The organism is Afipia sp. P52-10, assembly GCF_000516555.1.
GTDB lineage: Bacteria > Pseudomonadota > Alphaproteobacteria > Rhizobiales > Xanthobacteraceae > P52-10.
Map to the genome: position 1 here is coordinate 21686 of NZ_AZSJ01000007.1, position 25583 is coordinate 47268.

At 58.4% G+C, this 25583-nt stretch carries 21 protein-coding genes; 12 read left to right on the plus strand and 9 right to left on the minus strand.

Translation table 11 applies throughout. The annotated features are described in order from the left end of the window. Positions 1-14: 14 nt before the first annotated feature. The 5 genes from X566_RS17395 to X566_RS17415 all read right to left on the minus strand — a co-directional run bounded on the left by X566_RS17395 (position 15) and on the right by X566_RS17415 (position 7021). The gene (locus X566_RS17395) at positions 15-2342 is read right to left on the minus strand and encodes an ATP-binding protein (RefSeq protein WP_034469939.1); all 2328 of its coding nucleotides are present in this window, start codon (positions 2340-2342) and stop codon (positions 15-17) included. 246 nt (positions 2343-2588) lie between these two features. Then, positions 2589-3962 (minus strand): cation-efflux pump, encoded by a 1374-nt coding sequence (locus tag X566_RS17400; RefSeq protein ID WP_034469941.1) that lies wholly within the window; start codon positions 3960-3962, stop codon positions 2589-2591. 169 nt (positions 3963-4131) lie between these two features. Further along, a complete protein-coding gene (locus X566_RS17405; protein ID WP_034472248.1) occupies positions 4132-5103 on the minus strand; it encodes a zinc-binding dehydrogenase in 972 nt (323 codons plus the stop codon). A gap of 35 nt (positions 5104-5138) precedes the next feature. Beyond that, positions 5139-5921 (minus strand): SDR family oxidoreductase, encoded by a 783-nt coding sequence (locus X566_RS17410; protein WP_034469943.1) that lies wholly within the window; start codon positions 5919-5921, stop codon positions 5139-5141. Between the two features lie 101 nt (positions 5922-6022). Beyond that, complete coding sequence (locus X566_RS17415; RefSeq protein WP_034469945.1) at positions 6023-7021, minus strand: nitronate monooxygenase family protein; 999 nt, start codon at positions 7019-7021, stop codon at positions 6023-6025. 315 nt (positions 7022-7336) lie between these two features. Between X566_RS17415 and X566_RS17420 the strand changes: the two genes are divergently transcribed. After that, on the plus strand, positions 7337-8575 hold the full coding sequence (locus X566_RS17420) for a CaiB/BaiF CoA-transferase family protein (RefSeq protein ID WP_081740306.1): 1239 nt from the start codon (positions 7337-7339) through the stop codon (positions 8573-8575). Positions 8576-8581: 6 nt separating this feature from the next. Here the strand turns inward: X566_RS17420 and X566_RS17425 are convergent, their stop codons facing one another. Beyond that, positions 8582-9268 carry an HAD family phosphatase gene (locus X566_RS17425; RefSeq protein WP_034469947.1) on the minus strand — a complete coding sequence of 229 codons (687 nt, stop codon included), beginning with the start codon at positions 9266-9268 and terminating at the stop codon, positions 8582-8584. 447 nt (positions 9269-9715) lie between these two features. On the opposite strand from X566_RS17425, the gene X566_RS17430 reads away from it, so the two are divergent. The 10 genes from X566_RS17430 (at position 9716) to X566_RS17475 (ending at position 20461) form a co-directional block, all read left to right on the plus strand. Further along, the gene (locus X566_RS17430; protein WP_034469948.1) at positions 9716-10654 is read left to right on the plus strand and encodes an ABC transporter permease; all 939 of its coding nucleotides are present in this window, start codon (positions 9716-9718) and stop codon (positions 10652-10654) included. Continuing rightward, positions 10651-11559 (plus strand): ABC transporter permease, encoded by a 909-nt coding sequence (locus X566_RS17435; protein WP_081740307.1) that lies wholly within the window; start codon positions 10651-10653, stop codon positions 11557-11559. The genes X566_RS17430 and X566_RS17435 overlap by 4 nt, the downstream gene beginning before the upstream one ends. Positions 11560-11803: 244 nt before the next feature. Then, the gene (locus X566_RS17440; protein WP_051444308.1) at positions 11804-13234 is read left to right on the plus strand and encodes an ABC transporter substrate-binding protein; all 1431 of its coding nucleotides are present in this window, start codon (positions 11804-11806) and stop codon (positions 13232-13234) included. 18 nt (positions 13235-13252) lie between these two features. Then, a complete protein-coding gene (locus tag X566_RS17445) occupies positions 13253-14245 on the plus strand; it encodes an ABC transporter ATP-binding protein (RefSeq protein WP_034472253.1) in 993 nt (330 codons plus the stop codon). Continuing rightward, positions 14242-15345 (plus strand): ABC transporter ATP-binding protein, encoded by a 1104-nt coding sequence (locus X566_RS17450; RefSeq protein ID WP_034469951.1) that lies wholly within the window; start codon positions 14242-14244, stop codon positions 15343-15345. The genes X566_RS17445 and X566_RS17450 overlap by 4 nt, the downstream gene beginning before the upstream one ends. A gap of 120 nt (positions 15346-15465) precedes the next feature. After that, a complete protein-coding gene (locus tag X566_RS17455; RefSeq protein WP_034469952.1) occupies positions 15466-16506 on the plus strand; it encodes a branched-chain amino acid ABC transporter permease in 1041 nt (346 codons plus the stop codon). A gap of 2 nt (positions 16507-16508) precedes the next feature. Then, the gene (locus X566_RS17460; protein WP_051444310.1) at positions 16509-18284 is read left to right on the plus strand and encodes an ABC transporter permease subunit; all 1776 of its coding nucleotides are present in this window, start codon (positions 16509-16511) and stop codon (positions 18282-18284) included. After that, positions 18281-18991 carry an ABC transporter ATP-binding protein gene (locus X566_RS17465; RefSeq protein ID WP_034469954.1) on the plus strand — a complete coding sequence of 237 codons (711 nt, stop codon included), beginning with the start codon at positions 18281-18283 and terminating at the stop codon, positions 18989-18991. The genes X566_RS17460 and X566_RS17465 overlap by 4 nt, the downstream gene beginning before the upstream one ends. Before the next feature lie 97 nt (positions 18992-19088). Beyond that, entirely contained in the window at positions 19089-19334 is a 246-nt protein-coding gene (locus tag X566_RS17470; protein WP_034469956.1) for a DUF6489 family protein, read from the plus strand. Between the two features lie 134 nt (positions 19335-19468). Then, entirely contained in the window at positions 19469-20461 is a 993-nt protein-coding gene (locus X566_RS17475) for an alpha/beta fold hydrolase (protein ID WP_034469958.1), read from the plus strand. Positions 20462-20488: 27 nt separating this feature from the next. Here the strand turns inward: X566_RS17475 and X566_RS17480 are convergent, their stop codons facing one another. Continuing rightward, entirely contained in the window at positions 20489-21409 is a 921-nt protein-coding gene (locus X566_RS17480; protein ID WP_034469960.1) for an alpha/beta fold hydrolase, read from the minus strand. Between the two features lie 214 nt (positions 21410-21623). Between X566_RS17480 and X566_RS17485 the strand changes: the two genes are divergently transcribed. Continuing rightward, positions 21624-22913: a DUF445 domain-containing protein gene (locus tag X566_RS17485; protein ID WP_034469961.1), complete on the plus strand. Its 1290-nt coding sequence runs from the start codon at positions 21624-21626 to the stop codon at positions 22911-22913. Between the two features lie 59 nt (positions 22914-22972). Here the strand turns inward: X566_RS17485 and X566_RS17490 are convergent, their stop codons facing one another. After that, a complete protein-coding gene (locus X566_RS17490; protein ID WP_034469963.1) occupies positions 22973-24502 on the minus strand; it encodes an acyl--CoA ligase in 1530 nt (509 codons plus the stop codon). 33 nt (positions 24503-24535) lie between these two features. Then, entirely contained in the window at positions 24536-25540 is a 1005-nt protein-coding gene (locus X566_RS17495; protein WP_034469965.1) for a 2-dehydropantoate 2-reductase, read from the minus strand. Positions 25541-25583 lie beyond the last annotated feature (43 nt).

The window sequence follows — 25583 nt, forward strand, 5'->3', positions numbered from 1 at the left end:
GCGAGCAACCTGCGTTAGGCTGCGACAGCGTGCAGCGGCAGATCAAAGCGGTAGCTATCGCGCGGCAAGACGACCATAACGACTGTGCCGACCCCGAGCTTTGAGCGCAGCCTCATCGATCCGCCGTGGAGTTGCGCAAGCGATTTGGCGATAGCGAGGCCGAGGCCGGTTCCATGGTACGTCTTCGATAGCTGGCTTTCGACTTGCTCGAACGGACGACCGAGTTTGGTAAGCGAATGTGGTGCAATACCAATGCCGGTATCGGCAATGAGCAACATGACCGATTTCTCGAGTTGGCGTGTTCGTACGGTGATTTTTCCGCCGTCCGGTGTGAACTTCACGGCATTGGAAAGCAGGTTTAGAGCGATCTGCTTCATCGCGCGCCGGTCGGCGACGATATGCATATCAGTTTCCACCTCCGAACGCAGCGAAAGGTGCTTATCTTCGGCGCGGCGTGAAACAAAACGTAGCGATTCATTGACCGTTCGAGCCAGGTCAAGCGGCTCAAGGTCGAGTTTAACCCGCCCTGCCTCGATTTTCGACATATCGAGAATATCGTTGATCACGTCGAGCAGATACTGGCCGCTGGTGAGAATATCGCGGCAATACTCCTGGTACTTTTCCGATCCAAGCTGACCAAACAGCCCGCTACCCATGATTTCTGAGAAGCCGATGATGGCATTCAGGGGTGTGCGGAGCTCATGGCTCATGTTAGCCAAGAACTTCGACTTACTGTTGTTCGCTTCCTCCGCGCGGTTCTTTTCCAGAGCATACTTTTGCGCGAGGTCCGCAAGCTCTGTCGCTTGCCGCTCCAAGGCAACTTTCGATTGCTGCAATTCCTTCACGTTCGCTCGAAGTAGGGCATCGTTATCCAGAAGCCGTTGCTCGTGAGCTTTGATCTTGGTGATATCGGTGCCGACCGAGACATAGCCGCCGTCTTTGGTGCGACGCTCGCTGATATGCAACCAGGTTCCGTTGTCGAGTTGCGCCTCGAAGGTGCGTGCACCATGAGGCTGGGCGGAAGCATCGCCGATCCGTTCGCGGATTTGCGGCATACTGCCGACTTCGACGACGGTCTCATACGAAGTGCCTGGAGCGACAGCAGAGTCTGGAAGCCTGTGCAACCGCTGGAAGTACGAGTTGCAGAGCACGAGGCGGTTGTTCGCATCCCACAGTACGAATGCCTCCGGGATCGTCTCGATTGCATCGCGCAAACGCAGGTCAGCTTCGACGGTTCTTTCCGCGAGATTTTTCTGCTCAGTAATATCGAGAGCGATGCCGATTAGATGAGGGCCCCGTTCTCCCGCGGAGCGGACAAGCTCGCAGCGAACACGAAGCCATATCCAATGGCCTTGGACATGGCGCATACGGAAGGTTTCGTCAAAATGCGTTGCTTGTCCAGAAATGAGCTGATCGGCGAACGTGAAGAGGTCGATATCATCTGATCGAACCAGCGCGTTGACTTCGCCGAAGGTCAGAAGATCGCTTCGAGTTTCGAGACCTAGCATCGTGAACATCGATTGGGACCAGAATATTCTGCCGCGCGACAGATCCCAATCCCACAGCCCACAGCGTCCGCGGTTTAGGGCGGTATCAATACGACCCCGTACTGCGTCATTGATCAAATCGCCTTCGCGGGCGCGCGTCGATTGCCAGTGGAAGGCGAAGCCGAGAATAAGCACGACGAAGCCGGTCGTCGCCGACAATGTGATTGATAGGGCTGCGTGGGATGGTATCGGACCTTCAGTCTGTTCCTGAACAACAATCAGTTGTGCGGATGAGGGGCGGATGCTTCTCAACGAGGCGAGCATCGTTGTCCCGTTCGTCAGACGGACCTCGGTCGTGCCGGCGCGCGAGCCTGCTGTAAGGGTCGATTCCGCAGCGCCGAGGAGGTCGGCAACTTGATCCACATCCGTTAGAGCGTTGCTGTCTGGTGTTCTGGCGAGCACATGGCCGACGTCGTCGAGAATGAAGACGTGCCGGCCAGCCGCTATACCCCAGGAGGGAATCAGGCCCGGCAACAGGGTCTGATAATGTTCGGCGGTGGCGGCACGGTCTTGACGCGTAGACGTCTGGCGATCGAGGCGGTCAGCCAAAATATCGGCGAGTGCGGCTATTTCTTTGCGCGTAGAGTTGTATTGCTGTCTGCTCTGGTCGATCACCTGAACGGCGGCGCCGACGAAGATCGTGAGCAGGAAGGCGACGATTAGGGTGGGGACCGCTCGGCGGAGCATCGGCTCGGCGAGAACAAGCCGATGATAGGCCGGCTTTGCGATCGATTGTGCCAATCCCTTGATCGAATCGGATTGGACGCATGCCTCAACTGCACGCGCTCGCGCCATGCGAAATTCCCCCTCAGGATGCTTCCCCACATCCACATCGAAAGCTGCAGGAGCTGCTTTCGAATCAATGTGATTTGAATCGACGGCGGCCGATTTGTCGAGAGTCAACGAATCGTTAAGGCGAAATAAATTTGTCCCAAGGTGTTTTGCGACGGCTGCTCGCCGCAAACATGAGTCCGAAACGAGAACCTCGGCACGATTGCGTTGACGGCTTGGGTACGAATCCGGCTCGAGCGAGGGAAGCTCTTACGGATCGTCAGCTGGCTCCGCATGGCTGATGACGCGTTTGACCGTTGAGAATTGACGCCGTAACTGCCGCTCGATCTCATCGATCCGCTGATGGACGTCGCTGACGGTCATGCCGGGATCGCATCGGCAGTGAAAGTTAACGAATTCGCCAGCGTCACTGTCGCGAACCCGCACGTTGTGTACGTCGTGGAGCTTACCGTCGGCCTCAGCAAGCGATACCAGTGCATTTCGGATCAATTCGACACGTTCTGAAGTGGCTTCCACACCGAGCGGAAGTTCTGGCTCCAGCGGTTCGATGTGTGTGTCCACCTCGACATCGGAGCCAAAGTCGGAGCGGATGGCGGATTCGAGCGCCTGGGTGATATCATGGGCGCGACTGAGAGGCATATCGCGGTCCACCTCAAGATCAATGCCGACCGTCAGTTTATCTCCCAGATCGTGTACCGTGACGTGATGAATGGCTAGACCGGCATTGCGGGCAATGACCATGATTCTGTCGCGGATGCTCTCATTGTCGCGTGCGACAGGGATTGCCGTGAAGGTCAGATCTGCCTGAGGCAGCACCTGATCGATCGTCGCTTGTGCCTGCCATTTCAGCTCGTTCAATCGATCAATCGGAAGGGTCCTTGGTACTTTGACACTGGCGTCGACAAAATATGTGGGACCAACCATCCGCACGCGTAGACGCTCGACGTCGATGATCCCTGGAATCGAGCGCAGGGCAGCCTCGGCTTTATCGGCGGCTCCCTCTGGGGCTCGATCTGTCAGAGTCTCGATCGTGTCGCGTCCAAGCCGCAACCCCAGAAACGAAATGAGAATCGCGATGCCGATAGCAGCTGCTGCGTCACCCCATTTGTATCCCCAGGCACTAAGGGCCAAGCCGATGATGACCGCGATCGACCCATAGACGTCGGATGCAAAGTGCAGGGCATCGGCCGCCAATGCCTGGCTCTTGGTTTCTTTTGCGGTCCTGTGTAGCGCCCGCGCGCGCCAGAAGTTGACCGCCATATCGATCAGCAGGACGACGAATGGAATGGCGGAAATAGAGCTCGGGGCTGTGCCCTCGCGCAGACGGCTCACAGCCTCGACGACAATGCCGCCGGCAAGAATGTAGAGCAGGGCGATGATACCGAGCGCGGACAGGCTTTCGATTTTGCCATGGCCATAGTGATGCTCAGTGTCAGCTGGACGATCCGAGAAACGGACGACGACCCAAGTGATAATGGTCGCGAAGAAGTCGACTAGACTATGGAGCGCGTCCGAGATCAGTCCGAGACTTCCGATCGCGATCCCCACCACGAATTTAAGGGTGGCCATGCCGGCGCTGGCCGCAATGGAAATCGTCGCTACGCGTTGCTTGGTGCTTGCCATCGTCCGCCTCGTCTGAGCGGTACCGTTTAGGCAGCGAGAACAGCGGGGTCAATTCGCAGCAGGGCCAAATTAATGGCCCTTGCAAATGAAAATGCATATGGTTCGCAAAGTCGCGCCAGCAAGCCCGCACGGGGTCGCGCTGAGATGCGCTCGCCCGACCAGAGTGACATCACGTACGAAGAACAATTTTTCCGAAGTGCCTGTTCTCTTCCATATGTGCGTAGGCATCGTCGGCCTGATCCAACGAAAACACTTTATCGATCGGCAGCGCGAGCTTTCCGGACACCACCGAATCCCAGATATCGTCCTTAACCGCGGCAGTAATAGCGCGGATCTCATCGATCGTGCGGGTGCGGAATGTCACGCCGATGTAATTGATCCGCCGCAGTGCGTGCAGATCGAAATCGAACTCTCCGATCATGCCGCCCAGCCTGCCAACATTGACGATGCGGCCCTCGATCTTGGTCGCGCGCAGATTTCCGTTGGCGACGACACCAGAAACCTGGTCGACAATCATATCAACACCATCTCCGTTTGTTGCTTCCAGTACCTGATCCACCCAATTGGAATCGAGTGTGTTGATAGCAAGATCGGCGCCATAATCGTTCAAGCGGGCGCGCCGTCCCGAATCCGTCGAGGTGCCGATGACGAGGCTTGCACCCTTCAGCTTTGCAATCTGCATGGCCATGAGACCGACACCGGAACTTGCGCCCTGAATAAGAACGGTCTGGCCTGACTTCAGCGCACCCGCGGTCACGACGGCATTGTGCATGGTATTGAGTGCAACCGGTAGAGTTGCCGCTTGTTCGTAACTCATGTTGTTAGCGGGAATCGCGAAGACTCGTCCGTGATCCATCAGGCCGAATTCGGCAAAGGCGCCATTAATCGAGCCCATCACACGGTCCCCCACCTTGACGCCTTTTACGCCAGGACCGATCGCTACGACCTCGCCAGCGCCTTCGCCACCGAGGATCGAGCCTGTTCCGCCGCGCGTACCGTGGGCTCGTCCCTTTGCCATGCCGAGATCTGCGCGGTTGAGACAGGCGGCGCGGATACGGACGAGAACCTGGGTGCCGGTTGCCTGCGGCTGAGGCACGTCAGCAATAACGGGACCATTTTCTCCGAGCACGTAAGCTTTCATGGGATGTTCCTGCATCTTGGAAGGCGCGGGTGACGTCACATCGTCCAGCCGCCGGCCGTTAGGCCGCCGTCGATCGTCACGATGACACCGGTGGTGTAGCCTGAGCGATCGGATGCAAGAAAGGCCATCATATCCGCGATCTCGCGGGGCTTTGCAGCCCGGCCGAGAGGATAGCCCTTGACCAGTTCACGGTAGCGGCTTTCGTCGCCGAACTGGCGTTTCGCAACCTCCCGCAAACGATGAACCATCCGGTCGGTCTCGACCGGTCCGGGATTGATACCGATGACGCGGATGTTGTCTTTCAAGCTGCTTCCACCGAGTGTTCTCGTGAATGCCATCAGGGCTGCATTGCCGGTGCTGCCAGCAATGTAACCGGCGTTGAGGCGTTCGCCAGCGGCGCCCAAATCGTTGATGATGACGCCGTGCCCCTGCGCCTTCATGCGCGCATAGACGAGCCGCGTCAGATTGATATAGCCGAAGACCTTCAGCTCCCAAGCATGGCGCCATTTTGCCTCATCGACAGTCTCGAGAGTTCCTTGCGGAATATCGCCGGCATTGTTGACGAGAATATCGATCGGCGAGGCGTTCTCAGCCAGCTCGGCGAGATCTTCGGATCGTCTGAGGTCCGTCACATGACAGACGACCTCGACACCATGGGACGTGCGGAGCGCTTCCGCAAGCTGGTCCAACATTGCGCCGTTGCGTGCTGCCAGATGCAGGTGGCAGCCTTCCTCGGCAAACGCTTCCGCCGCTGCGGCACCAATCCCTTTCGAGGCGCCGGTGATCAGCACGCGCTTGCCGCGCAGATGAAGGTCCATGGCTCGCCTCCCGATGTTATGACCCGCCGTCGTATAGTCAAAGAGCGCAGATCACGGGAATGATCTGCGCTCTTGTCTTAATCAGCACACCCTCGGCCTGCTTAGGCGGCTGCTCCCTGACGCTTACCGCCGACGATCATGCTCTCAAGACGACCGCGGATGATCTCTTCGGCATCCCTGACAATGCGGGTAATCAGTTCGGCGCATGTCGGAATGTCATGGATCAGGCCTTGGATCTGACCTGCCGTCCAGATGCCGTCCTTCCAATCGCCGGTCGCATAGACCTGCTTGCCCCGAGCGCCTGCGACCAGATCGCGAACGTCTTCGAACTTGGCGCCTTCCTTTTCCATCGCAACCACTTGGGTGCTGATCGGATTCTTTGCCACGCGAGAGGTGTTACGCATGGTACGGAAGATCAGTTCCGTGGCACGTTCGTCATTGGCGACGATCTGCTCCTTCACGAGCTGATGGATCGGGCTTTCCTTGGTCGCCATGAAGCGCGTGCCCATGTTGATGCCCTCGGCACCGAGCGTCAGCGCTGCAGCAAGACCCCGGCCATCACCGAACCCACCCGACGCGATCATCGGAATCTTGACCTTGTCCGCGGCCGCCGGGATCAGGATCAAGCCGGGAACGTCATCCTCGCCAGGGTGCCCGGCGCATTCAAAGCCATCGATCGAAATCGCGTCCACGCCCATGCGCTCGGCAGACAGTGCGTGCCGTACGCTGGTACATTTATGGATGACCTTGATGCCATGCTTCTTGAATTCGTCGACATGCTCCTGCGGCTTATTGCCAGCCGTTTCGACAATCTTGATGCCGCTGTCGATGATGGCCTGCCGGTATTCAGCGTAAGGCGGGGGCTTGATGGTCGGAAGGATCGTCAGGTTCACCGCGATCGGCTTCTTGGTCAGCGTCCGCGCGCGGGCGATCTCCTTGCGCAGATCATCGGGGGTTGGCTGAGTGAGCGCGGTAATGATGCCGAGACCGCCTGCCTCGGACACCGCTGCCGCGAGCTCGGCGCGCCCAACCCATTGCATGCCGCCCTGCACAATCGGGTGCTCGATCCCGAGCAACTCCGTAAAGCGTGTCTTTAGCATTCTAATTCCCCTGCCGTTTCCAGGTGTTACCAATACGCCTAAGGCGTTTGTTTATGAGCGCAGATTGCCGCCGGGGAGATGGAAAGTCCACACCTCCCGCGCAGTTTCCGCGAATGCAGCCTATGCTTAAGCGCAGGCTGCTGCGCTGCACGCTCGGGAGGGCTCCGTCGCGGTGCCGGTTCCTGCACGGTTGCTGGAACTGGGGCGGACTTGCGGCTCAATCGCTGCTTCCCGTAAGAATGGTGGCACAAGAACGACGTGGTGTCGTCCATGCAGCAAGTCACGCGCTGCGTCCAGGGATAGGACCAAGGATCAATGACAATCTCTCAAAAAACAAAGGGTCCATTGGATGGGGTGCATGTGCTGGAGATCGCCCATTTCATTGCCGGTCCGCATGCCGCCATGATCCTGTGCGACCACGGCGCCGACGTTATCAAGGTGGAGCCGCTGACCGGCGAGCATTCACGCAATGCCGTCGCGGTGGACCAGTTCAACAACAGTCTTTTCTTTGCCTGCCACAATCGCGGCAAGCGGGCGGTCGCGCTCGACCTTGGGCATGCGGACGCGAAGAAGGCGCTCGATCCGCTGCTGAAGTGGGCTGATGTGGTTATCACCAACTACGCGGGTAGCGTACCTGACAAGCTCGGTTTTGGCTTCGAAAGGCTTCAGCAGATCAACCCGCGAGCCATTTTGGTGCATATTACCGGTTATGGAAGTTGGAGCGACAAGCGCAAGTACGTTGCCTTTGACGGCATCATTCAGGCCAACAGCGGCCTTGCGCATCTGAATGGCCATGAGGATGGCCCGCCACTGAACAGCCAGGTTCTGGTCGCGGATCATTCCACAGCGGCCCACGCGGCAAACGCCGCTTTGTGCGCCCTGTTCGAGCGGACGAGGACCGGAAAGGGGCAGTTCATCGAGGTCGGAATGCTCGAAGTCTTGTCCTCGATGCTAAATACGGTTGTGCCCGACTATGATGTGAACGGCGAAATTCCGATGCGTTATGGACAGCGCCCGAAGGATCGGTTCGGCGGGTCTTTTAAGGCCAAGGATGCCTACTTCGTCGTCGCCCCCGCGACGCCAAAGATGTGGAAGGATCTGTGCAACCTGATGGGGCATCCGGAGTGGACCGATCCGAAGATCGGCCGCCGGCCCGGTTACATCGACGATCCCGAATTGCGCAAGGTCATCGACAAAACGGTGGAGGACTGGGCTGCGCAACGGACGGCAGAGGAGGCCGTTGTCATTTTCCAGAAGCTCGGCATTCCGAGTGGCGTTATCCGAAGCATCGAACGGGTATTCGAGGAGGAAAACAACAAGCCAAACTCGCGCGTGCTGACCAAGGTCCAGCTGCCGAACAACCCGAAGCTGGTGACCGTGCCGGGGCGATCGTTCCGCTTCCCTGACGAGACGACGGAATACAAAGCTGCGCCAGGCCTCAATGCAGATACGTTCGAGGTTCTGTCCGAACTCGGTATTTCCAGCGGCGAGTTGGAGGGTTTGGTGTCCGCGGGAGTTCTCGTCAGACCAGCGACGAAGCAAGCGGCTGAATAATAGGCGCTACTCGGCGGATGATATGCGGGCTGCTGTCGTAAGCAGCAGCTCACGGACCTCGTGCAGATCGCAGGCGACGCGAATGCACATGCTGCGGATGTCGTCGGTCGGCTGAATCAGATCGGGAACCATGACTGTCATCATGCCGGCTGCCGAGGCCGCACGGACGCCGTTGGACGAGTCCTCCAGCGCGAGGCAATACTCTGGAGCGGTGCCGAGCATCTGCGCGGCCCGTAAGAATGGGTCCGGGTTGGGCTTGCCTTGTTGGTAGTCGCCATGCGCCACGATAAAATGGAAGCGATGGGCGATCTCGTGGGCCGCCAGATGACGCTGAACGGATGCGTGGCTGGATGATGTCGCAATCGCGCAAGGCAATCCGCTGCTTTCCAGGGCTTGCAGCAGCTCGGTGACACCGGCTTTCAGGTAGACCCTGTTCTCGGTCAACCGGTGAAAATCCTGCGCAGCTTCCGCCCAAAACGTTTCGACACTGAACCCCTGGCCGTAGTGATCGAGAAGGAGGCGGCGGCTCGCATCGGCGGGCAGTCCCACCATCGCGAGAAACAGCGTATCCGACATTTCGAAGCCCAGCCGTGAGGCGGTCGCGATCATCGCCTCGCGATAGATCGTTTCAGTATCAAAAATTAGGCCGTCCATGTCGAAGACAACGGCACGCGGGGAACGGGGAAGCATCATGGCGTCCGGTTAGAGCCCCAGCCGGTGCGGGTAAAGTCAAGATTTGCATCAGCAGATTACTGCCAGAGGTCTCGCAGCCGTTCGTCTGGCGAACGGTTGTGCCGAGAGCGGGCTCCCACGCAGCGAGAGGAGCGTCGATGATGCGACGCAAAATTCTCGTCGCGCTTCGCATCAACGAAACTGAAGGCATCTCGGTCGTGCTCCTACGGCGCGAGGACGAACGATCTCCATAGGCGCATAATGACGCAGCGTGTTGTGGCTGCAGATGGTTTGACACCGTGTTCGAAAGCTGTAACGTTTCCAAACAATGAAGATCGCATGGCGTGGATCAGCCAAAGCGATTTGAGGGAGGAGTGACGTTCGCGACGTCGTAGAGATCTAAGCCACATCACGAAATAAGAACGAGTCCTGTCGCGCGCGCTCTGAGTCCGATCCAGCGGATTTGATATGGGACGTCAAATCGTTCATCGGCTGATTATTTCCTTCCCAGCCTTGTTGGGCGTTTTGTTTCTGTGCTTCTGCCTGATGCAGGTTGTACCAGCAGATCCGGCGGCGATTATTGCTGGGCCGGACGCAAGGGCGGAGACGATCGCCGCGATCAGAGCCGATCTCGGATTGGACCGTCCGATCATCATTCAGTTCGCAGACTATATCTGGCGGGTTCTGCACGGAGACCTTGGCCGCTCGATCATCTCGAACAAGATGGTGATCGAAGAGATCGCCATAACGATGGGACCGACGCTCGAACTTATGGTCGCGGCGATGCTATTCGCGATTCCGATCGGAATGGCGCTTGGAACAATCGCCGCGGTTAAGCGTGGAACACTCATCGACCGTTCGATCATGGCCGTAGCGGTGGCGGGTGTGTCGATGCCCGTGTTCTTCATTGGTCTGATCCTGATCCAATACGTCGGATTCAAGTGGGCTCTCCTGCCGTTTCTGGGCCGCGCTGGACCGGTTTGGGCTGGCGGGCTGCCGAACCTTATCCTACCTGCTTTGACGCTCGGGAGCGTCCTGATCGGACCGATCGCGCGTCTCACGCGGACGTCGGTGCTGGAAGTGCTGGGGGCCGATTTCGTTCGCACTGCGCGGGCGAAAGGTTTGCCTGAGCGCATCGTCATCGTTCATCACGCTCTGAGGAATGCACTTATTCCCGTTGTTACTCTGATCGGGTTGCAGGCCGCCTTCCTGCTTGGAGGCGCGGTGGTCACGGAAACGATGTTTTCATGGCCTGGTGTGGGACGGCTCGCCGTCGGTGCGATCATCTCCAGCGATTTTCCAACGGCGCAAGGTGCGATCATGATCCTTGCGCTGGCGTTCCTCATGATCAATCTGCTTGTCGACGTTCTCTACGTTTATCTCGATCCACGGGTGGCACGGCAATGAATGTGCAAGCTCCCCTGACTGTCGATACCGGGACCAGCGCCAAGGTGCAGTCTGAGCCGCAATCGGTGCTGCCGAGCCGCCCTAGCATCGTGCGCCGGTTGACGCGTGACAAAGCAGCAGCGGTCGCAGCGATCTTTCTTGCGTTGGTCGTTCTTGCTGCCGTCTTCGCGCCGATCGTCGCACCTTATGACCCGTATTTTACCGATCTTTCCAAGGCGATGCAGGCGCCGAATGCCGAGCATTGGTTCGGCACAGATACGGCAGGCCGTGATGTGCTGAGTCGGGTGATCTATGGGACGCGCAATACCCTTGCGATTGGACTCATCGGGGTCATTTTCGGCGGCGTCATTGGCGGTTTTCTGGGCATCCTCGCTGCATATTTCCGGCGCTTGGATGGTTGGATCATGCGGATCGTCGACGTAATGCTGGCCTTTCCGGCGATCCTCCTTGGGCTTGCGGTGGCGGCGATTTTCGGCGCGGGCCTGATGGCGGTCATCGTTGCGGTCGTCGTCGCGACCGTACCGGACGTAGCGCGCGTGGCGCGCGGTGCGGCAGTCGGGGTGATGGGGCAGGAGTACATGGAGGCGGGGCGGGCCGTCGGAGTGTCCGATGCCACATTAATTTGGCGCTACCTGGCTCTGAACTGCATTTCAACGATTTTCGTTTTTCTGACGCTGCGTTTTGGTCAGATCATTCTGATCGGTTCTGCACTCAGCTTTCTGGGATTGGGGGCGCAACCGCCGACCGCTGAGCTCGGCATGATGGCGTCGCAGGGGCGCGACTTCCTCTTCATTTCAGAGCACATCGCGATCATTCCAAGCCTGATGATCTTCCTGATCGTTCTTGCGGCCAATATCCTTGGCGATGCTTTCCGTGACGTGCTCGATCCAAGGCTACAACAATAAAACTACACAATAACGTCGCAGTGAGACCGAGGCTGCGGAGAGGAACATCGAAGGACAAGCTACCCGGAACCAAAAGCATCAGTAGCGCGCAATGGCGCGACAGGGAGGGGATTTGATGAGGAACGCTCTGCTGGGATTGGCTGCGGCCGCCTGCATAACCTCATTCGCGCAAGCTCAAACCTTGACGGTTATGAATGCTGTCGAATCCGCCCATATGGATCCAGCACGCACCACTGGCCCGCCCATGCTGATCTATTTGGTTGGCGATACGCTGGTCTCGCTCGACTACGACCTGAAGACAATCCAGCCGCTGTTGGCGAAGTCCTGGACGATCAGCGAAGACGGCAAGTTGTATACGTTCAAGCTTCGCGATGACGTCACCTTCTGCAGCGGCAAGAAGTTCACGGCGAACGATGTTGTCTTCTCGGTCAAACGTGTGGTCGACAAGGAGACAAAATCGCCATTCTACTGGCGCATGGGAAAAGTGAAGGATGTTCGCGCGCCCGATCCTACCACCGTCGAATATGAATTGGAGGAGCCGTTCAGCGAGCTGTTGCCGAACCTGGCGATGTTCCAAGCGACGATTCTCAACGAAGACAATGTCAGGGAGCTCGGGCGCGACTTTGGGGTGAAGGGCATCGATGGCACCGGCCCGTTCTGCTTCACATCGTGGGAGCCTCGCAATCAGGCGGTCGTGACGCGGCGTCCCGAATACAAGTGGGGGCCGCCGTTCTATGCAAACAAGGGGCCGGCGAAATTCGAGAAGATCGTCTTCAAGATCGTGCCGGAGGAGGCCGCGCGCCTGGCTGCCATGGCCAGCGGCCAGGTCGATCTGACGACGACAATGGCGGATCAGTATCTGCCGCAGATCGCAAAGATGCCGACCCTGCAAATCCTGCATCCGACGCGGGAAACGAGGACGTTCTATCTTGGCTTCAAGACCACGCGGGAGAATGTTTCCGACGTGCGGGTCCGAACGGCGCTGAGCCTTGCTATCCAACGCAAGCCGATCGCGGACTCGATCTATTTCGGCAATGCGGAGCCGGCCTCCACGTATGTTCATCCGAAGACACCGGATTTCAATCCGGACACGCCAACGCACCTCGGCAAGTATGATCCAGAACAAGCTGCCAAGTTGCTGGACGAAGCGGGTTGGAAGCTGGGGCCTGACAACTTCCGCTATAAGGATGGCAAGAAGCTGACGCTTCAACTTTATGGGTTCGCGGGTGGACGATCGCCGAAGGTAGCGGAGGCCGTACAGGGCGCCTGGCGGAAGATCGGCGTCGATCTGCAGATCCAGATGTGGGACGGGACGATCGTGTTCTCGAAGCTCGCGCAGCAGGACTACGACATTTGGTCGATCGCATACCCTTACTCAAGCGTAGGGGACGCTGCGCTGATCTATTATCATTCGAGAAATATCCCGACGCCCAATCGGATGAACTGGAAGGACAAGGAAACCGACGACTGGCTGGATGCAGCCAGCGCGGCGCTTACCGAGAAAGATCGGTATGACAACTATTCGAAAGTGATGAAGAAGGTGCATGAGAATGCGCTTTGGGTGCCGATCGTGCACGAAGGCGTGGTGATGGTGGCCAACAAGAGGCTGAAGAACCTCAAGGCTCACAACATCTACGCATCGATGATTTACAAGGCTCTCGACGTTGGTCCTTGAAAGTCGGGCGAGGTGAAGATGTCTGAGACGTTGCTCGAAGTCCGGGATCTGCGAACCTATTTCGAAACGGATCGCGGATTGTTCAAAGCTGTCGATGGGATTAGCTTCAAGGTTGGCCGCGGTCAGACTGTCGGCCTCGTCGGAGAGTCGGGCTGCGGCAAGAGCGTGACTTCTCTGTCCATCATGGGACTGGTCAGCGAGACCGGGAGCGTCGATGGAGGCGGCATCATCTTCGAAGGCAGAGATTTATTGAAGATGTCGACGGAGGAGAGGCGGCTGCTCCGCGGACAGAAGCTTTCGATGATCTTTCAAGAACCGATGACCTCACTCAATCCGGTGCACACGATTGGTCAGCAGATCGTTGAGGGGCTGCGTGCTCACACGGATCTTTCGACGCAGGCGGCCCGGGCGCGCGCAATCGAGATGCTGGATCTGGTGCGCATCCCATCGGCTGCATCACGTTTCGACGACTATCCGCATCATATGTCCGGAGGGATGCGGCAGCGAGTCATGATTGCGATGGCGCTGGCTTGCGATCCGACGCTGTTGATCGCAGACGAGCCGACGACGGCGCTTGACGTGACCATCCAGGCGCAGATTCTCGACCTGCTGCGCGATCTGCAGCAGCGATTGGGGATGGCAATCCTGATGATCACGCACGATCTCGGCGTCATAGCTGAGATCGCCGACGAGGTCGTCGTCATGTATGCGGGAAAGATCGTCGAGAGCGGTCCAGTGCGCGATTTGTTCTCTGATCCGCAGCATCCCTATACGATCGGTCTGCTCGGTTCGATCGCTCGAATGGATGTCGAGCGCTCCCGGCTGGCAACAATCGAGGGTGTGGTGCCAAGCGCTCACAATCAACCATCGGGATGCCGCTTTGCGCCGCGGTGTCCGTTCGCGGATCACCGCTGCCATTTTGACCCGCCACCCTTACGTGAGATTGCCAGCACGCATCGGGTCGCTTGCTGGAAGGCTCCGGTTGAACTGTTGACGGGAGCCGCAGCATGAGCATGAACGGGCAGGGGGAAGTCGTTCTTCGCGCTCGCAATCTCACCAAGCATTTCGGCGTGAAGCGGGGGGTGGTTGTCTCCAAGACGATTGGACTCGTGCGAGCAGTTGATGACGTCAGTCTTGAGATAAAGCGCGGAGAAACGCTGGCGCTCGTAGGTGAGTCTGGCTGCGGAAAGTCGACCACTGGAAGGTTGCTGCTCAGGCTGCTTGAGCCAACCAGCGGGTCGATCGAATTCAAGGGCAAGGACATCGCGGCGCTCGACAAGACCGCCTTGCGGCAAATGCGCCGTCATATGCAAATCATCTTCCAGGATCCTTATGCCTCGTTGAATCCACGGATGACGGTCGGAGAAATTCTCGCTGAACCGATGGCCGTCCACGGGCTTGCGGAAGGGAAAGAACGAGATGACCGTGTCCGTGAACTGCTGCAGGTCGTTGGCCTCGCTCCCGAGCATGCAAGCCGGTATTCGCATCAGTTCTCCGGAGGGCAGCGACAACGTATCGGTATTGCGAGGGCGCTTGCTGTCAACCCGGACCTGATCGTTTGTGACGAGCCCGTTTCGGCATTGGACGTTTCCATCCAAGCGCAGGTGGTCAATCTTCTGCAGAATTTGCAGGAGCGCTTCGGTCTTTCTTATCTGTTCATTGCTCACGATCTGGCTGTGGTGAAACATATCAGCGATCGTGTCGCCGTGATGTATCTTGGTAAGCTGGTCGAGATTGCCGACAAGCGTACACTCTACACGAAGCCCTCACATCCCTATACCCAGGCCCTGTTATCGGCGATCCCTCGTCCGGATCCGACGCGCGAACGCGGTCGTATTCTGTTGCCGGGCGATGTTCCGAGCCCACTCAACCCGCCCCCCGGGTGTCGTTTTCATACTCGCTGCGCTTACGCCCAGGCGCGATGCAAGCAAGAGGAGCCCCAGCTAAGGGCGGCTGGTCCGGGGCACCGCGTTGCATGCCATTTTTTTGAGACGATACCGCCGCACGCCGTAGTGAGCAGCGGTGGCAACAACGGGGGAAAATTCGCCGAGCGGCTTGCCGCGTTCGAAGCGGCGAAGTTGCGAAAGGCCGTCGCCCAGCCCGCCGTATGAAGGTGCTGAGGGCCGGCATGCCGCTTGAGCTTGGTTCCGATAGTTGTTATTCGCGATAACTGTTGCGGTCGCGGAGGCTGATTGGCCCTGGCGTGGGCCGGTCTCTATCGGGGACGACGCTTGGATACCACCATCTTTCTCTTTCTGCTTCAGGACGGCGTTACGAACGGCGCCGTCTATGCGTTGCTTGGGCTCGCCTTGGTTCTGGCCTTTGCTGTCACCCGCGTCATTCTCATTCCGCAGGGCGAATTTGTAACCTTTGGGGCTCTCACTTACGCAACGCTAGCCACCGGCAAACTTCCCGGGACCGTTTGGCTGGTGGCCTTGATGGGAGCTGCCGCCTTTGTCTTCGATATGTGGAGTATGCGGCTATCGCTTCGGCTCGGGCCGGTGCTGCGTTCTGCAATCCTCTATCTTCTTCTCCCCCTCGCAATTCTGCTGATCGCGCGCACGTTGATAAGCTCGCAGATCGATCCCTTCCTCAATGTCATCCTCTCACTCATCATCGTTGCGCCGATCGGCCCCTATCTTTATCGGATCGCATTCCAGCCGATGGCGGAGGCATCAGTCCTCACATTGTTGATCGCCTCGGTGGGCGCGCATTTTGCCTTGCTAGGCCTTGGTCTGGTTTTCTTCGGCGCCGAGGGACTTCGCGGCCCGGCTTTGTCTGATGCGTCGCTGGTGATGGGACCTGTACCCGTCACGGGGCAGAGCCTTGCCGTTTATGCCGTGACCGCTGGCTTGATCGTTATTCTCTGGCTGTTCTTTGGATATTCGCTCTACGGCAAGGCATTGCGTGCGACTGCGGTGAATCGCATCGGCGCTCGGTTGTCCGGCATCCGGACATCATTGTCGGGACAGTTGGCCTTTCTACTGGCGGCCATCATTGGAGCAATCTCAGGCATCCTGATCGTGCCGATCACCACGATCTACTACGACACGGGCTTCTTGATTGGTTTGAAGGGATTCGTTGCCGCCATCATCGGAGGGCTGATCAGCTATCCCTTGACTGCGGCGGCGGCCCTTCTGGTCGGTTGCGTGGAGGCCTTCTCGTCATTTTACGCGAGCAACTACAAGGAGGCGATCGTCTTTACGCTGCTTCTGCCGGTGTTGCTGTTGCGGTCGCTGGCCGCGCCTTCCGTCGAAGAAGAGCACGATTAGCGATGGTACAGCGCTGGCCCGTTCTGCTCTTCGCTTGTGTGATGGCAGCAATTCCATTCGTTCCCGGCGTGCCGCCTTTCTGGCTCGTGCTGCTGGACAATATCGGTCTTGCTGCGCTGGTGGCTATCGGCCTCGTTGTGCTGACGGGCGTGGGTGGATTGACCTCTTTCGGACAAGCCGCATTCTGCGGGTTTGGCGCGTATACAACTGCCGTTCTGACCACATCCTACGGCCTTTCCCCATGGCTTACATTGCCGGCATCCCTGATCGTTGCGGGCACTGCGGCTGTGCTTTTAGGGCTGGTGACCGTGCGTTTGTCCGGCCATTACCTGCCGCTCGGGACCATCGCGTGGGGCATCAGCCTCTATTACATCTTCGGCAAGGTGGAGATGCTTGGCCGTCACGATGGCATTTCGAGCATCCCGTCGCTGGCAATCGGACAAATGAATTTCGTCGAGCCACGCGCGATCTATTTTTTGATCTGGTTTGCCGTCATTCTCGCCGCTCTTTTGACGATGAATCTCCTGGACTCGCGCACCGGCCGAGCGATCCGCGCCCTTCGTCGAGGGTATGTGGCGGCGGAGGCATTTGGCGTGAGGACCGCACGGATGAAGTTGCTCGTCTTCATCCACGCGGCCGTGCTGGCCGGCTTGTCCGGCTGGCTCTACGCTCACTTCCAACGCGCGATCAATCCTACTCCGTTCGGGCTCACGGCGGGAATCGAATATCTCTTCATCGCCGTTGTCGGCGGTGCCGGATATGTCTGGGGTGCCGTGCTTGGCGCGGGGGTCGTAACGATCCTGAAGGAGGTTCTCCAGGGCACGCTTCCGGCCGTCTTTCATGTTCAAGCTCAGCTCGAAACGATTGTTTTCGGAATGCTGCTTGTGTTGTTGCTCCAGGTCGCGCCGGGGGGCCTATGGGGAAAGCTTCTGCTTCTGCTGCCCAGCCATGTCTCCGGTCGAGGAAGGGCGGTTGGTGGCAACACAGAGCTTCCAGCACGGCAGCGATCGAACGATCAGACAGACCGCCTCCTGGAGGTCCGTGGTGCGCGCAAGCAGTTCGGCGGCGTGATTGCCGTCAACGATGTCTCGTTCGATGTCAAAGCAGGAGAACTGGTCGCGCTTATCGGCCCGAATGGTGCTGGAAAGAGCACCATGTTCAATCTGATTACCGGTGTGCTGAAGAGCGACGGCGGACAGATTTCCGCTCTGGGACACCGTGTCGATCGCGCCAGTCCGCAGCAGATCGTCCAGCTCGGTGTCGCTCGGACGTTTCAGCATGTGAAGCTCATCCCCGATATGACCGTGCTGGAGAATGTGGCTCTCGGCGCGCATTTGCGGGGACGAGCTGGCGCGCTCCGCAGCCTCGTGCGGCTTGATCGGGCCGAGGAAAACAAGCTACTCGCGCAAGCGATGCATCAGATCGAGCGGGTCGGTTTGACCGACCGATGCTATCAGCCGGCGGGCAGTCTTCCGCTCGGGCAGCAGCGGATTGTCGAGATCGCCCGTGCTCTGTGCGCCGATCCCGCGCTTCTGCTGTTGGATGAGCCTGCAGCCGGGCTGCGGCATATGGAAAAGCAGAGCCTCTCGGCGTTGTTGCGTCAGCTTCGTAAGGAGGGGATCGGTGTCTTGCTGGTTGAGCACGATATGGGATTCGTGATGGAGCTGGCGGATCGCGTGGTGGTGCTCGAATTCGGAACCAAGATCGCCGAAGGGCTCCCCGAAGCGGTGAAAAACGATCCCGCCGTGATCGAGGCCTATCTCGGTGTGGCTGCATGAGCGACGAATTGCTGTCCGTTGAGCAGGCATCGGTCGCTTATGGCAACGTCGAAGCCGTGCGCTCGGTATCGCTCGATGTGCGCAAAAATGAGATCGTCACAATTATCGGCGCAAATGGTGCTGGCAAAACCACGCTGCTGAATGCGATCATCGGTATCCAGCGGTTGAAGGGAAAGCTGGCGTTCGAATCTCGCGATCTTACCCGGCTGGATATCGAAGAGCGCGTAGCCGCAGGCCTTTGTCTCGTACCGGAGCATCGCGAGCTGTTCGGTACGATGACGGTGGGAGACAACCTCGAACTCGGGGGATTTCGGATTAACGCAACCGAAGCCGTGCGTACGCTGGAGATGGTATTTGCGCTGTTCCCTCGGCTGAAGGAACGGCGCAAACAACTCGCAGGGACATTGTCCGGCGGAGAGCAGCAGATGCTGGCGATGGGGCGGGCTATGATGGGACGTCCCCGATTGCTGATGCTGGATGAGCCGAGTCTTGGTCTGGCACCGCGCATTGCTGCCGATATCTTTCGGATCGTAACCGAACTCCGGCAGTCTGGTGTGTCGATTCTGCTGGTTGAGCAGAACGCCCGTGCGGCATTGCGCATCGCAGACCGGGCGTTCGTCATGGAGCTCGGTGAATTCGTCCTCAGTGGTCCTGCGAGCGAGATTGCGGCCGACCCACGCGTGTCCGCAAGTTATCTCGGCTCCTAAAAGTTGGTCTGCCGTGGTTTACTCCGGCATGAACTCGGTCCAATCTCGGATTGCCGGCAGAGGTGGACCAGTGGCGTCGAAGTCAGGGACAAGGACAATGAAGGTCAAGATCGAAATTGATTGCACGCCGATCGAAGCCAGAGATTTTCTGGGATTGCCGGATGTCAAGCCGATGCAAGAAGCCATGATGGATCAGATGCAGGCGAAGATGCAGGAGAACCTGAACAAGTTTACGCCGGAGAGCTTGATGCAGAGTTGGTTCTCATTTGACCCCAAGGTGGGCGAACGCTTCCAAGACATGTTTATGAACATGGCTGGCCTGGGAGCGCGCAAAGACAAATAGGACAACTGCACGTCCAAATTTTCGCCCAAACTGTCTTCCGTTCAATCGCTGCTTGTTCCCGAAGGGCCGACGTCGCAAGTTGCCCCGCTTATCGGATAGAGGCTTTGTAACGTTAAAATGCCAGGATGTAGGCCATGATCGAGATGCCGCCGTTACAGTTCGCTCGTACGAATGGGATTCGCATGGGCTACTATGAGGCGGGCCCCATCACGGACAAGCCTCCCGTTGTTTTGTGTCACGGCTGGCCCGAGCTTGCGTTCTCCTGGCGGCATCAGATCAAGGCCCTGGGCGATGCGGGTATTCGTGTCGTTGCCCCCGATCAGCGCGGATATGGCGCAACGGATCGGCCTGAGCCTGTCGAGTCCTACGATCTCGAACATCTGACGGCAGACCTTGCCGGGTTGCTGGATCATTTGCAGGTTGAAAGGGCAGTGTTCGTGGGGCACGACTGGGGCGGATTTGTTGCATGGGGAATGCCGTTGCGGCATCCGCATCGTGTGGCCGGTGTTGTCGGCGTTAACACGCCGCATCTGCCACGGGCGCCGATTGATCCGATTGCGCTGTTTCGGAAACGATTTGGCGACAGCATGTACATCGTGCAGTTCCAAGATCCCGGACGTGCGCCGGATCGCATCTTCGCCGAGAACGTCGAAAAGACCTTCGACATGTTCATGCGCCGGCCTGGACCACGTCCTGCTTCGCCGCAAGCCGGCGTTACGGATGCGGACGGCAAACCATCGCAGCTCAGTTTAGCCTTTCCGCAATTCGTGCAGGCCTACGACAGCAAGGCGGATCCTCGTCAGCCCATTCTGTCGACGGAGGAGAAGAAGGTCTTTGTCGATACTTATGCCAAAACAGGCTTTACCGGCGGGATCAACTGGTATCGGAACTTCACGCGAAATTGGGAACGCTCTGCCGATCTCGATGTCACAGTGCGGGTGCCCGCACTGATGATCATGGCTGAGAAGGATCTCGTGCTTCCCCCGTCGGCGGCAGACGGAATGGAGAAGCTCGTGCCTGATTTGGAAAAGCACCTGGTGCTGGATTCCGGGCACTGGACGCAGCAAGAGAAACCTGACGAGGTCAATGCGAAGCTGATCGAGTGGTATAGACGTCGTTTCGGGTGATGCGGAGGAGGCTACTTTGATGCGCGTCTAAGCCGCCTGGCGGCTGTTCGATCGGATATGGTCTACAATTCCTTCAATGATCTGCGGCCACATGGGTATCGGAATCGCGTGTCCCATCTTGTCGACCATCATGAGTTTGGCGCCTGGAATGGCACCCGCCGTATCGAGTCCGGCTTCGGGGCGGACCAGAGGATCGACGGCGCCGTGGATGACCAGCGTGGGAATTCTGACATCGCGAAGAGCAGACACTCGGCTCCTGGAGGCCAGGATCGCTCTGAGCTGCCGTCCGGCGCCTTCAAGGCTTAGTCCGCTCGCATAGCAGCGCTTGGCACGCAAGCGGTCCTTGGCTTCGTCTTCAGGAAAAGAGCCCGCTCGCAGAACGCGCCAGTTTCTGGCAAAGACGGTGATATACTCCTGCTCGTTCTTCGGTGCTGACGACATCAGCAGCGCTGCGACCTCCCGTTTCGGCTGTGGCAGCTTGGGATTTCCGGTCGATGACATGATCGACGTCAGAGTCCGTACGCGCTCCGGCATGTGAATCGCCATTTCCTGCGCGATCATCCCACCCATCGACGCACCGACGATGTGGGCGGATCGGATATTGAGCGCATCCATCAGTCCCGCGGTGTCGTTAGCCATATCGCGCAGCGTGTACGGTGCATATGGCGGAATGCCGAGAAAGCGGAGCTTCAACAGCTCGGTCAGTGTGATCCGCTTGCCGCCAGTGAGCTTAGTGGATTGTCCAACGTCACGGTTGTCGAACCGAATTACACGGAACCCGTGTGAGGCAAGCTGTGCGCAGAACTCATCATCCCAAAGGATCATTTGGGCGCTCAAGCCCATAATGAGAAGCAGCGGCTCGGCGTCTGGCAAGCCGAAACTATCGTAGCAGATGTCGATACCGTTGGACTTGACGAGCTGCGGCGGCGCATAGGGACAGTCGATCAAGGGTGCATCTCCGGTCAACAGCGGATCATACAGTCTTCGTCCAATCGCTGGAGCCCCAAGGGCTCTCGTTGAGAGTCGCTGTCTGCCTCACAGGCGGCATAAATATCATAGCATGTTATCAAAGAATGCATATTTCGCTTTGGGGCGGTTCTGATACGGCGGTCCCGCTCGCAGAGGTGGTTTGATAATGGTGTCGCTGGTGTAAGTGTGGGCAATGCCTGAACGGCCGGAGAGTTTACTATCTGATATCCGGATCGATGCGTCTCGCGCGGCTGAACTCCGACGCATCAAGAGTATTGCGGCCGCGGTTCTGGCCACTTGTCTCGTGACATTGGTCTTCGCCAAATCTATGGAATCTCGTCACCCGGTCTTTGGGTTTCTTGCTGCCTTCGCCGAGGCGGCAGCCATTGGCGGGCTGGCCGATTGGTATGCCGTTGTTGCTCTGTTCCGCCGGCCGCTCGGCTTGCCGATTCCTCATACGGCGATCATTCCCGCAAATCAGCAGCGGATAGCCGAAAAGCTCGGCGAGTTTATTGAGCGGCACTTCCTGGATGCCACTCCCGTCGAAGTGAAGCTGCGTAGTATCGACTTCGCATCTTTCATTGCCGACTGGTTGGCGGACGAAAAACGCAGCACGGAGTTGGCTCGCTTCGTAGTGAAGCTTCTGCCGGGCGCCCTTGATGCCGCAGAAAGCTCCGGTCTCCGCAGCTTCCTCGCCAAACAAATACTGGCGCGTGCGCAGTCGCTGGATCTGACGCCAATGGTCTCAGGAACGTTACGGGCCTTCGTGCGCCAGGGGAGACATCGCGCGCTGCTAGACGAGATCCTGCAGACTGTTCACAATGCGATCCACGAGCCACAGGTCCTGGAAGCCATTCGCATCAAGATTCGTGACGAGCTGCCGACCATTCTGCGGTTCTATCGCGCAGATGCCTTCGTGATGAAGAAGATCGCAGCTTCTGCGACAGCGTTTTTCGAAGACGTGCGGACTGATCAAAATCATCCTCTTCGAGGCGAGTTGGATCGTCTGATCTTATCCTTTGTCGATAGCTTGGACAGCGATCCGCGGTACGCCAATCGTATTCACGATCTGAAGATGGAGATTCTGAATCGTCCGGAGATCGCGACAGTTGTGCAAAACGTCTGGTCGGGCGTGCGTGAGTTCGTGGTCCGTAATGCAAGAGGGGAGACAACCGTCCTGCAGCAGCAGATGGCCGGAGCCTTTATGGAAATTGGTCACCAGCTCGCGGCCGATGCGGACATGCGCACCGAAATCAATCAGGGCATGGTCGTCGTCTTGCGCAGCTTCATCTTGGAGCAGAAAAGTGGTGTTTCGACTTTCATTGCGGACCAGGTCAAGGCGTGGGACATGCGCCAATTGATCTCCTTAATCGAGGTCAATATCGGCAAGGATCTGCAATACATTCGCTTCAACGGTACCATTATCGGCGGCTTGGCCGGCCTCACGCTACACGGGATCGAGGTCGCATTGCGCTCGCTTTAACCGCCGCAGCCGCTCGCGCGAGGGTACGGCGGTTTCGGACGTTCGTAGGGGTGGAGCGCTCAAGCCAAGCCGAGTTTTTCGGCGAGACCGATGCGTTGTAGCTTTCCCGTTGCGCCGAGCGGAATCTTGTCGAGGAATACGATCTTACGAGGAACTTTGAAGCTCGCGAGCCGCTGCGAGCAAAAATCGCGAAGCTCCTTCTCGTCTCCGGACGTCCCTTCGCGAAGAACGACGGCAGCTGCGACCTCTTCACCAAGCTTCTCATGAGGCATTGCGAACACGACAACTTGCTGGACAGCCGGATGATCCATCAGCACCTCATCGACCTCTCGTGGAGAGATCTTTTCGCCGCCGCGATTGATGATCTCCTTTAGCCGTCCTGTCAGGCTGATGTAGCCTTCATGATCGATGGTGCCCTGGTCGCCGGTGCGGAACCAGCCGTCGGTGAAAGCCGAGGCGTTCGCCGCCGGATTGTTTTCGTAACCGCAGGTGACATTGGCGCCGCGGATCACGATCTCACCAATCTCCCCTGATTGCAGAAGAGCGCCGGTGTCATCCATAATCGCGACCTCGGGACCGGCGGCCAATCCGACCGAGCCGGGTTTGCGCATGCCACGTAAGGGGTTCGAAGCCATCTGGTGCGATGCCTCGGTCATCCCATAAGCTTCGATCAGTGGTGCTCCAAATGTGTTTTCAACTTCGGCAATGACCTGTGGCGGCATCGACGACGAGGAGGAGCGAATGAAACGCAGCGGGTGACGGGCGATGATCTCCCTGTTGCCGCTTGCGCGCGTGAGGATCGCCTGATGCATCGTCGGCACGGCCGTATACCACGTCGGCTTGGCCTCATCCATCCAGGCAAAGAACCGCAATGCATTGAAGCCCGGCGTACAGAACACGCGTCCGCCGGCCGACAGCGGTGCAAGCACACCGGCTATCAGTCCGTGAATGTGAAAGAGCGGCATGATATTGAGGCCGCAGTCCGTCGTGTCGAAAGCCAGCGTCTCGGCGATATTTCCCGCCGACGTGCAAACATTGCGTTGGGTCAGCGGCACGATCTTCGGCCGGGAGGTGGTGCCGGACGTATGCAGAATCAGCGCAATGTCGTCTGCCTCGGCATGGCCCGCGCGACAGCTCCCGGAGCGATCGTCACACTCTAGCGAGAAGTATCCGGCGCCTTGGGCGTGGTCGGGATGCAGGGTCACAATCTTGATGCCAAGTCGCCGTGCGACATCGATCGCCGGCGACGTGCTGCCTGTTTCGACGACAAGTGCCTTGGCCTTCAGGTCGGACATGTAGAATTCGAACTCATCCGCCTTGTAGGAAGGATTGAGCGGTGCGGCGGTGGCTGCGCTGGCGACGCCGATGAAGGTTGTTGCCATGTCGGGGCCGTTCGGCAGAACGATCGCGACCCGATCATCGCGACCCACGCCGAACGCGTTCAGGGCAGCAACCGTCTGCTCAACCATTGTCCGTAGAGCGCTGTATTTCAGCGGGGTAGCTCCAGGGGCGGTGATCGCGGGCTGGTCGTCTGCTCCTGATCCGATCAGTTCACGAAGGGTGGAGCTTCTGGGGGAACGAAGGGGCATCGCTGAGTGCTCTGAGTTGATAGAGACGTGAGGTCAGGCGGAGGTGATCCGAAGCTGACCGTTCTGATTGATGATGGTTTGGCTGAGGAGTTTCACCAGCGCATAGGCGGTGTCGAGATGCGGTGTCGGAACGTCCATCAGCCGTCCGAGTTCGATCACCGAGCCGATCAGGGCGTCGGCCTCGACGGCGCGACCGGCCTCGATATCCTGAAGCATCGACGTTTTGTGTTTGCCGACGGCTTCGCCACCGGCGATGCGCTTTTCGATCGGGATGCGGAAGCGGATTCCCAGCGCTTCACCCACGCTCTGCGCTTCGCGCATCATGTCGGCCACCAGTGCGCGCGTCAGCGGATATCGACAGAGATCCTCAAGCGTCGCGTGGGTCAGGGCGCTGACAGGATTGAAACTGAGGTTGCCCCAAAGCTTGGTCCACAATTCGGCGCGGATGTCGGACACGACGGGCGCCTTGAAACCGGCTTGCTTGAACGTTTCCGAGATCGCCTTAATACGCGACGTCTCGCTGTTGTCGATCTCGGACAACGAGAATCGATTGCCCTCGATGTGCTTGATCGTTCCCGGTGCAATGATCTCGGCTGCTGGATACACGACCGACGCAATAACGCGATCGATCGGCAGATTCTTGCCGACTGTTCCGCCGGGGTCGACGCTCTGCAGAACGGTGTTCGCGTGGGGGCCCTCCTGCTTGAAAAAGTACCACCATGGAATCCCGTTCTGCGCGGTGAGAACGACGGTATCGTGATCATAAAGATGCTTGAGGTCGCCAACGATCGCGGCGACCTGATGGGCTTTCATGCCCAAGATGACGAGGTCTTGCTTGCCCGCCTCGGCAATACGGTCTGTCGCGTGAATGCGTGAGACGATCTCCTGGCCATTGTCTTCAATAAGGGTCAGACCGTTGGCCTTGATGGCGGCGAGATGTGGCCCGCGGGCAATGACGCTGACAGCTTCGCCGGCTTGGTGGAGTTTCGCGGCAAGCAAGCCGCCTATTGCACCAGCGCCGACAACGCAGATCCTCATCGTCTATCCTTTGGTCGCGGTCCGGAACGGTCCTCGGACTCGA

Excerpts from the sequence above, each read along its gene's own strand:
- X566_RS17430 (WP_034469948.1), top strand. The coding sequence starts at position 9,716 with ATGGGACGTCAAATCGTTCATCGGCTGATTATTTCCTTCCCAGCCTTG.
- X566_RS17435 (WP_081740307.1), top strand. The coding sequence starts at position 10,651 with ATGAATGTGCAAGCTCCCCTGACTGTCGATACCGGGACCAGCGCCAAG.
- X566_RS17410 (WP_034469943.1), bottom strand. The coding sequence starts at position 5,921 with ATGGACCTTCATCTGCGCGGCAAGCGCGTGCTGATCACCGGCGCCTCG.
- X566_RS17445 (WP_034472253.1), top strand. The coding sequence starts at position 13,253 with ATGTCTGAGACGTTGCTCGAAGTCCGGGATCTGCGAACCTATTTCGAA.
- X566_RS17450 (WP_034469951.1), top strand. The coding sequence starts at position 14,242 with ATGAGCATGAACGGGCAGGGGGAAGTCGTTCTTCGCGCTCGCAATCTC.
- X566_RS17495 (WP_034469965.1), bottom strand. The coding sequence starts at position 25,540 with ATGAGGATCTGCGTTGTCGGCGCTGGTGCAATAGGCGGCTTGCTTGCC.
- X566_RS17405 (WP_034472248.1), bottom strand. The coding sequence starts at position 5,103 with ATGAAAGCTTACGTGCTCGGAGAAAATGGTCCCGTTATTGCTGACGTG.
- X566_RS17470 (WP_034469956.1), top strand. The coding sequence starts at position 19,089 with ATGAAGGTCAAGATCGAAATTGATTGCACGCCGATCGAAGCCAGAGAT.
- X566_RS17475 (WP_034469958.1), top strand. The coding sequence starts at position 19,469 with ATGATCGAGATGCCGCCGTTACAGTTCGCTCGTACGAATGGGATTCGC.
- X566_RS17415 (WP_034469945.1), bottom strand. The coding sequence starts at position 7,021 with ATGCTAAAGACACGCTTTACGGAGTTGCTCGGGATCGAGCACCCGATT.
- X566_RS17465 (WP_034469954.1), top strand. The coding sequence starts at position 18,281 with ATGAGCGACGAATTGCTGTCCGTTGAGCAGGCATCGGTCGCTTATGGC.
- X566_RS17490 (WP_034469963.1), bottom strand. The coding sequence starts at position 24,502 with ATGCCCCTTCGTTCCCCCAGAAGCTCCACCCTTCGTGAACTGATCGGA.
- X566_RS17395 (WP_034469939.1), bottom strand. The coding sequence starts at position 2,342 with ATGGCGCGAGCGCGTGCAGTTGAGGCATGCGTCCAATCCGATTCGATC.
- X566_RS17420 (WP_081740306.1), top strand. The coding sequence starts at position 7,337 with ATGACAATCTCTCAAAAAACAAAGGGTCCATTGGATGGGGTGCATGTG.
- X566_RS17460 (WP_051444310.1), top strand. The coding sequence starts at position 16,509 with ATGGTACAGCGCTGGCCCGTTCTGCTCTTCGCTTGTGTGATGGCAGCA.
- X566_RS17485 (WP_034469961.1), top strand. The coding sequence starts at position 21,624 with ATGCCTGAACGGCCGGAGAGTTTACTATCTGATATCCGGATCGATGCG.
- X566_RS17400 (WP_034469941.1), bottom strand. The coding sequence starts at position 3,962 with ATGGCAAGCACCAAGCAACGCGTAGCGACGATTTCCATTGCGGCCAGC.
- X566_RS17440 (WP_051444308.1), top strand. The coding sequence starts at position 11,804 with ATGCTGATCTATTTGGTTGGCGATACGCTGGTCTCGCTCGACTACGAC.
- X566_RS17425 (WP_034469947.1), bottom strand. The coding sequence starts at position 9,268 with ATGATGCTTCCCCGTTCCCCGCGTGCCGTTGTCTTCGACATGGACGGC.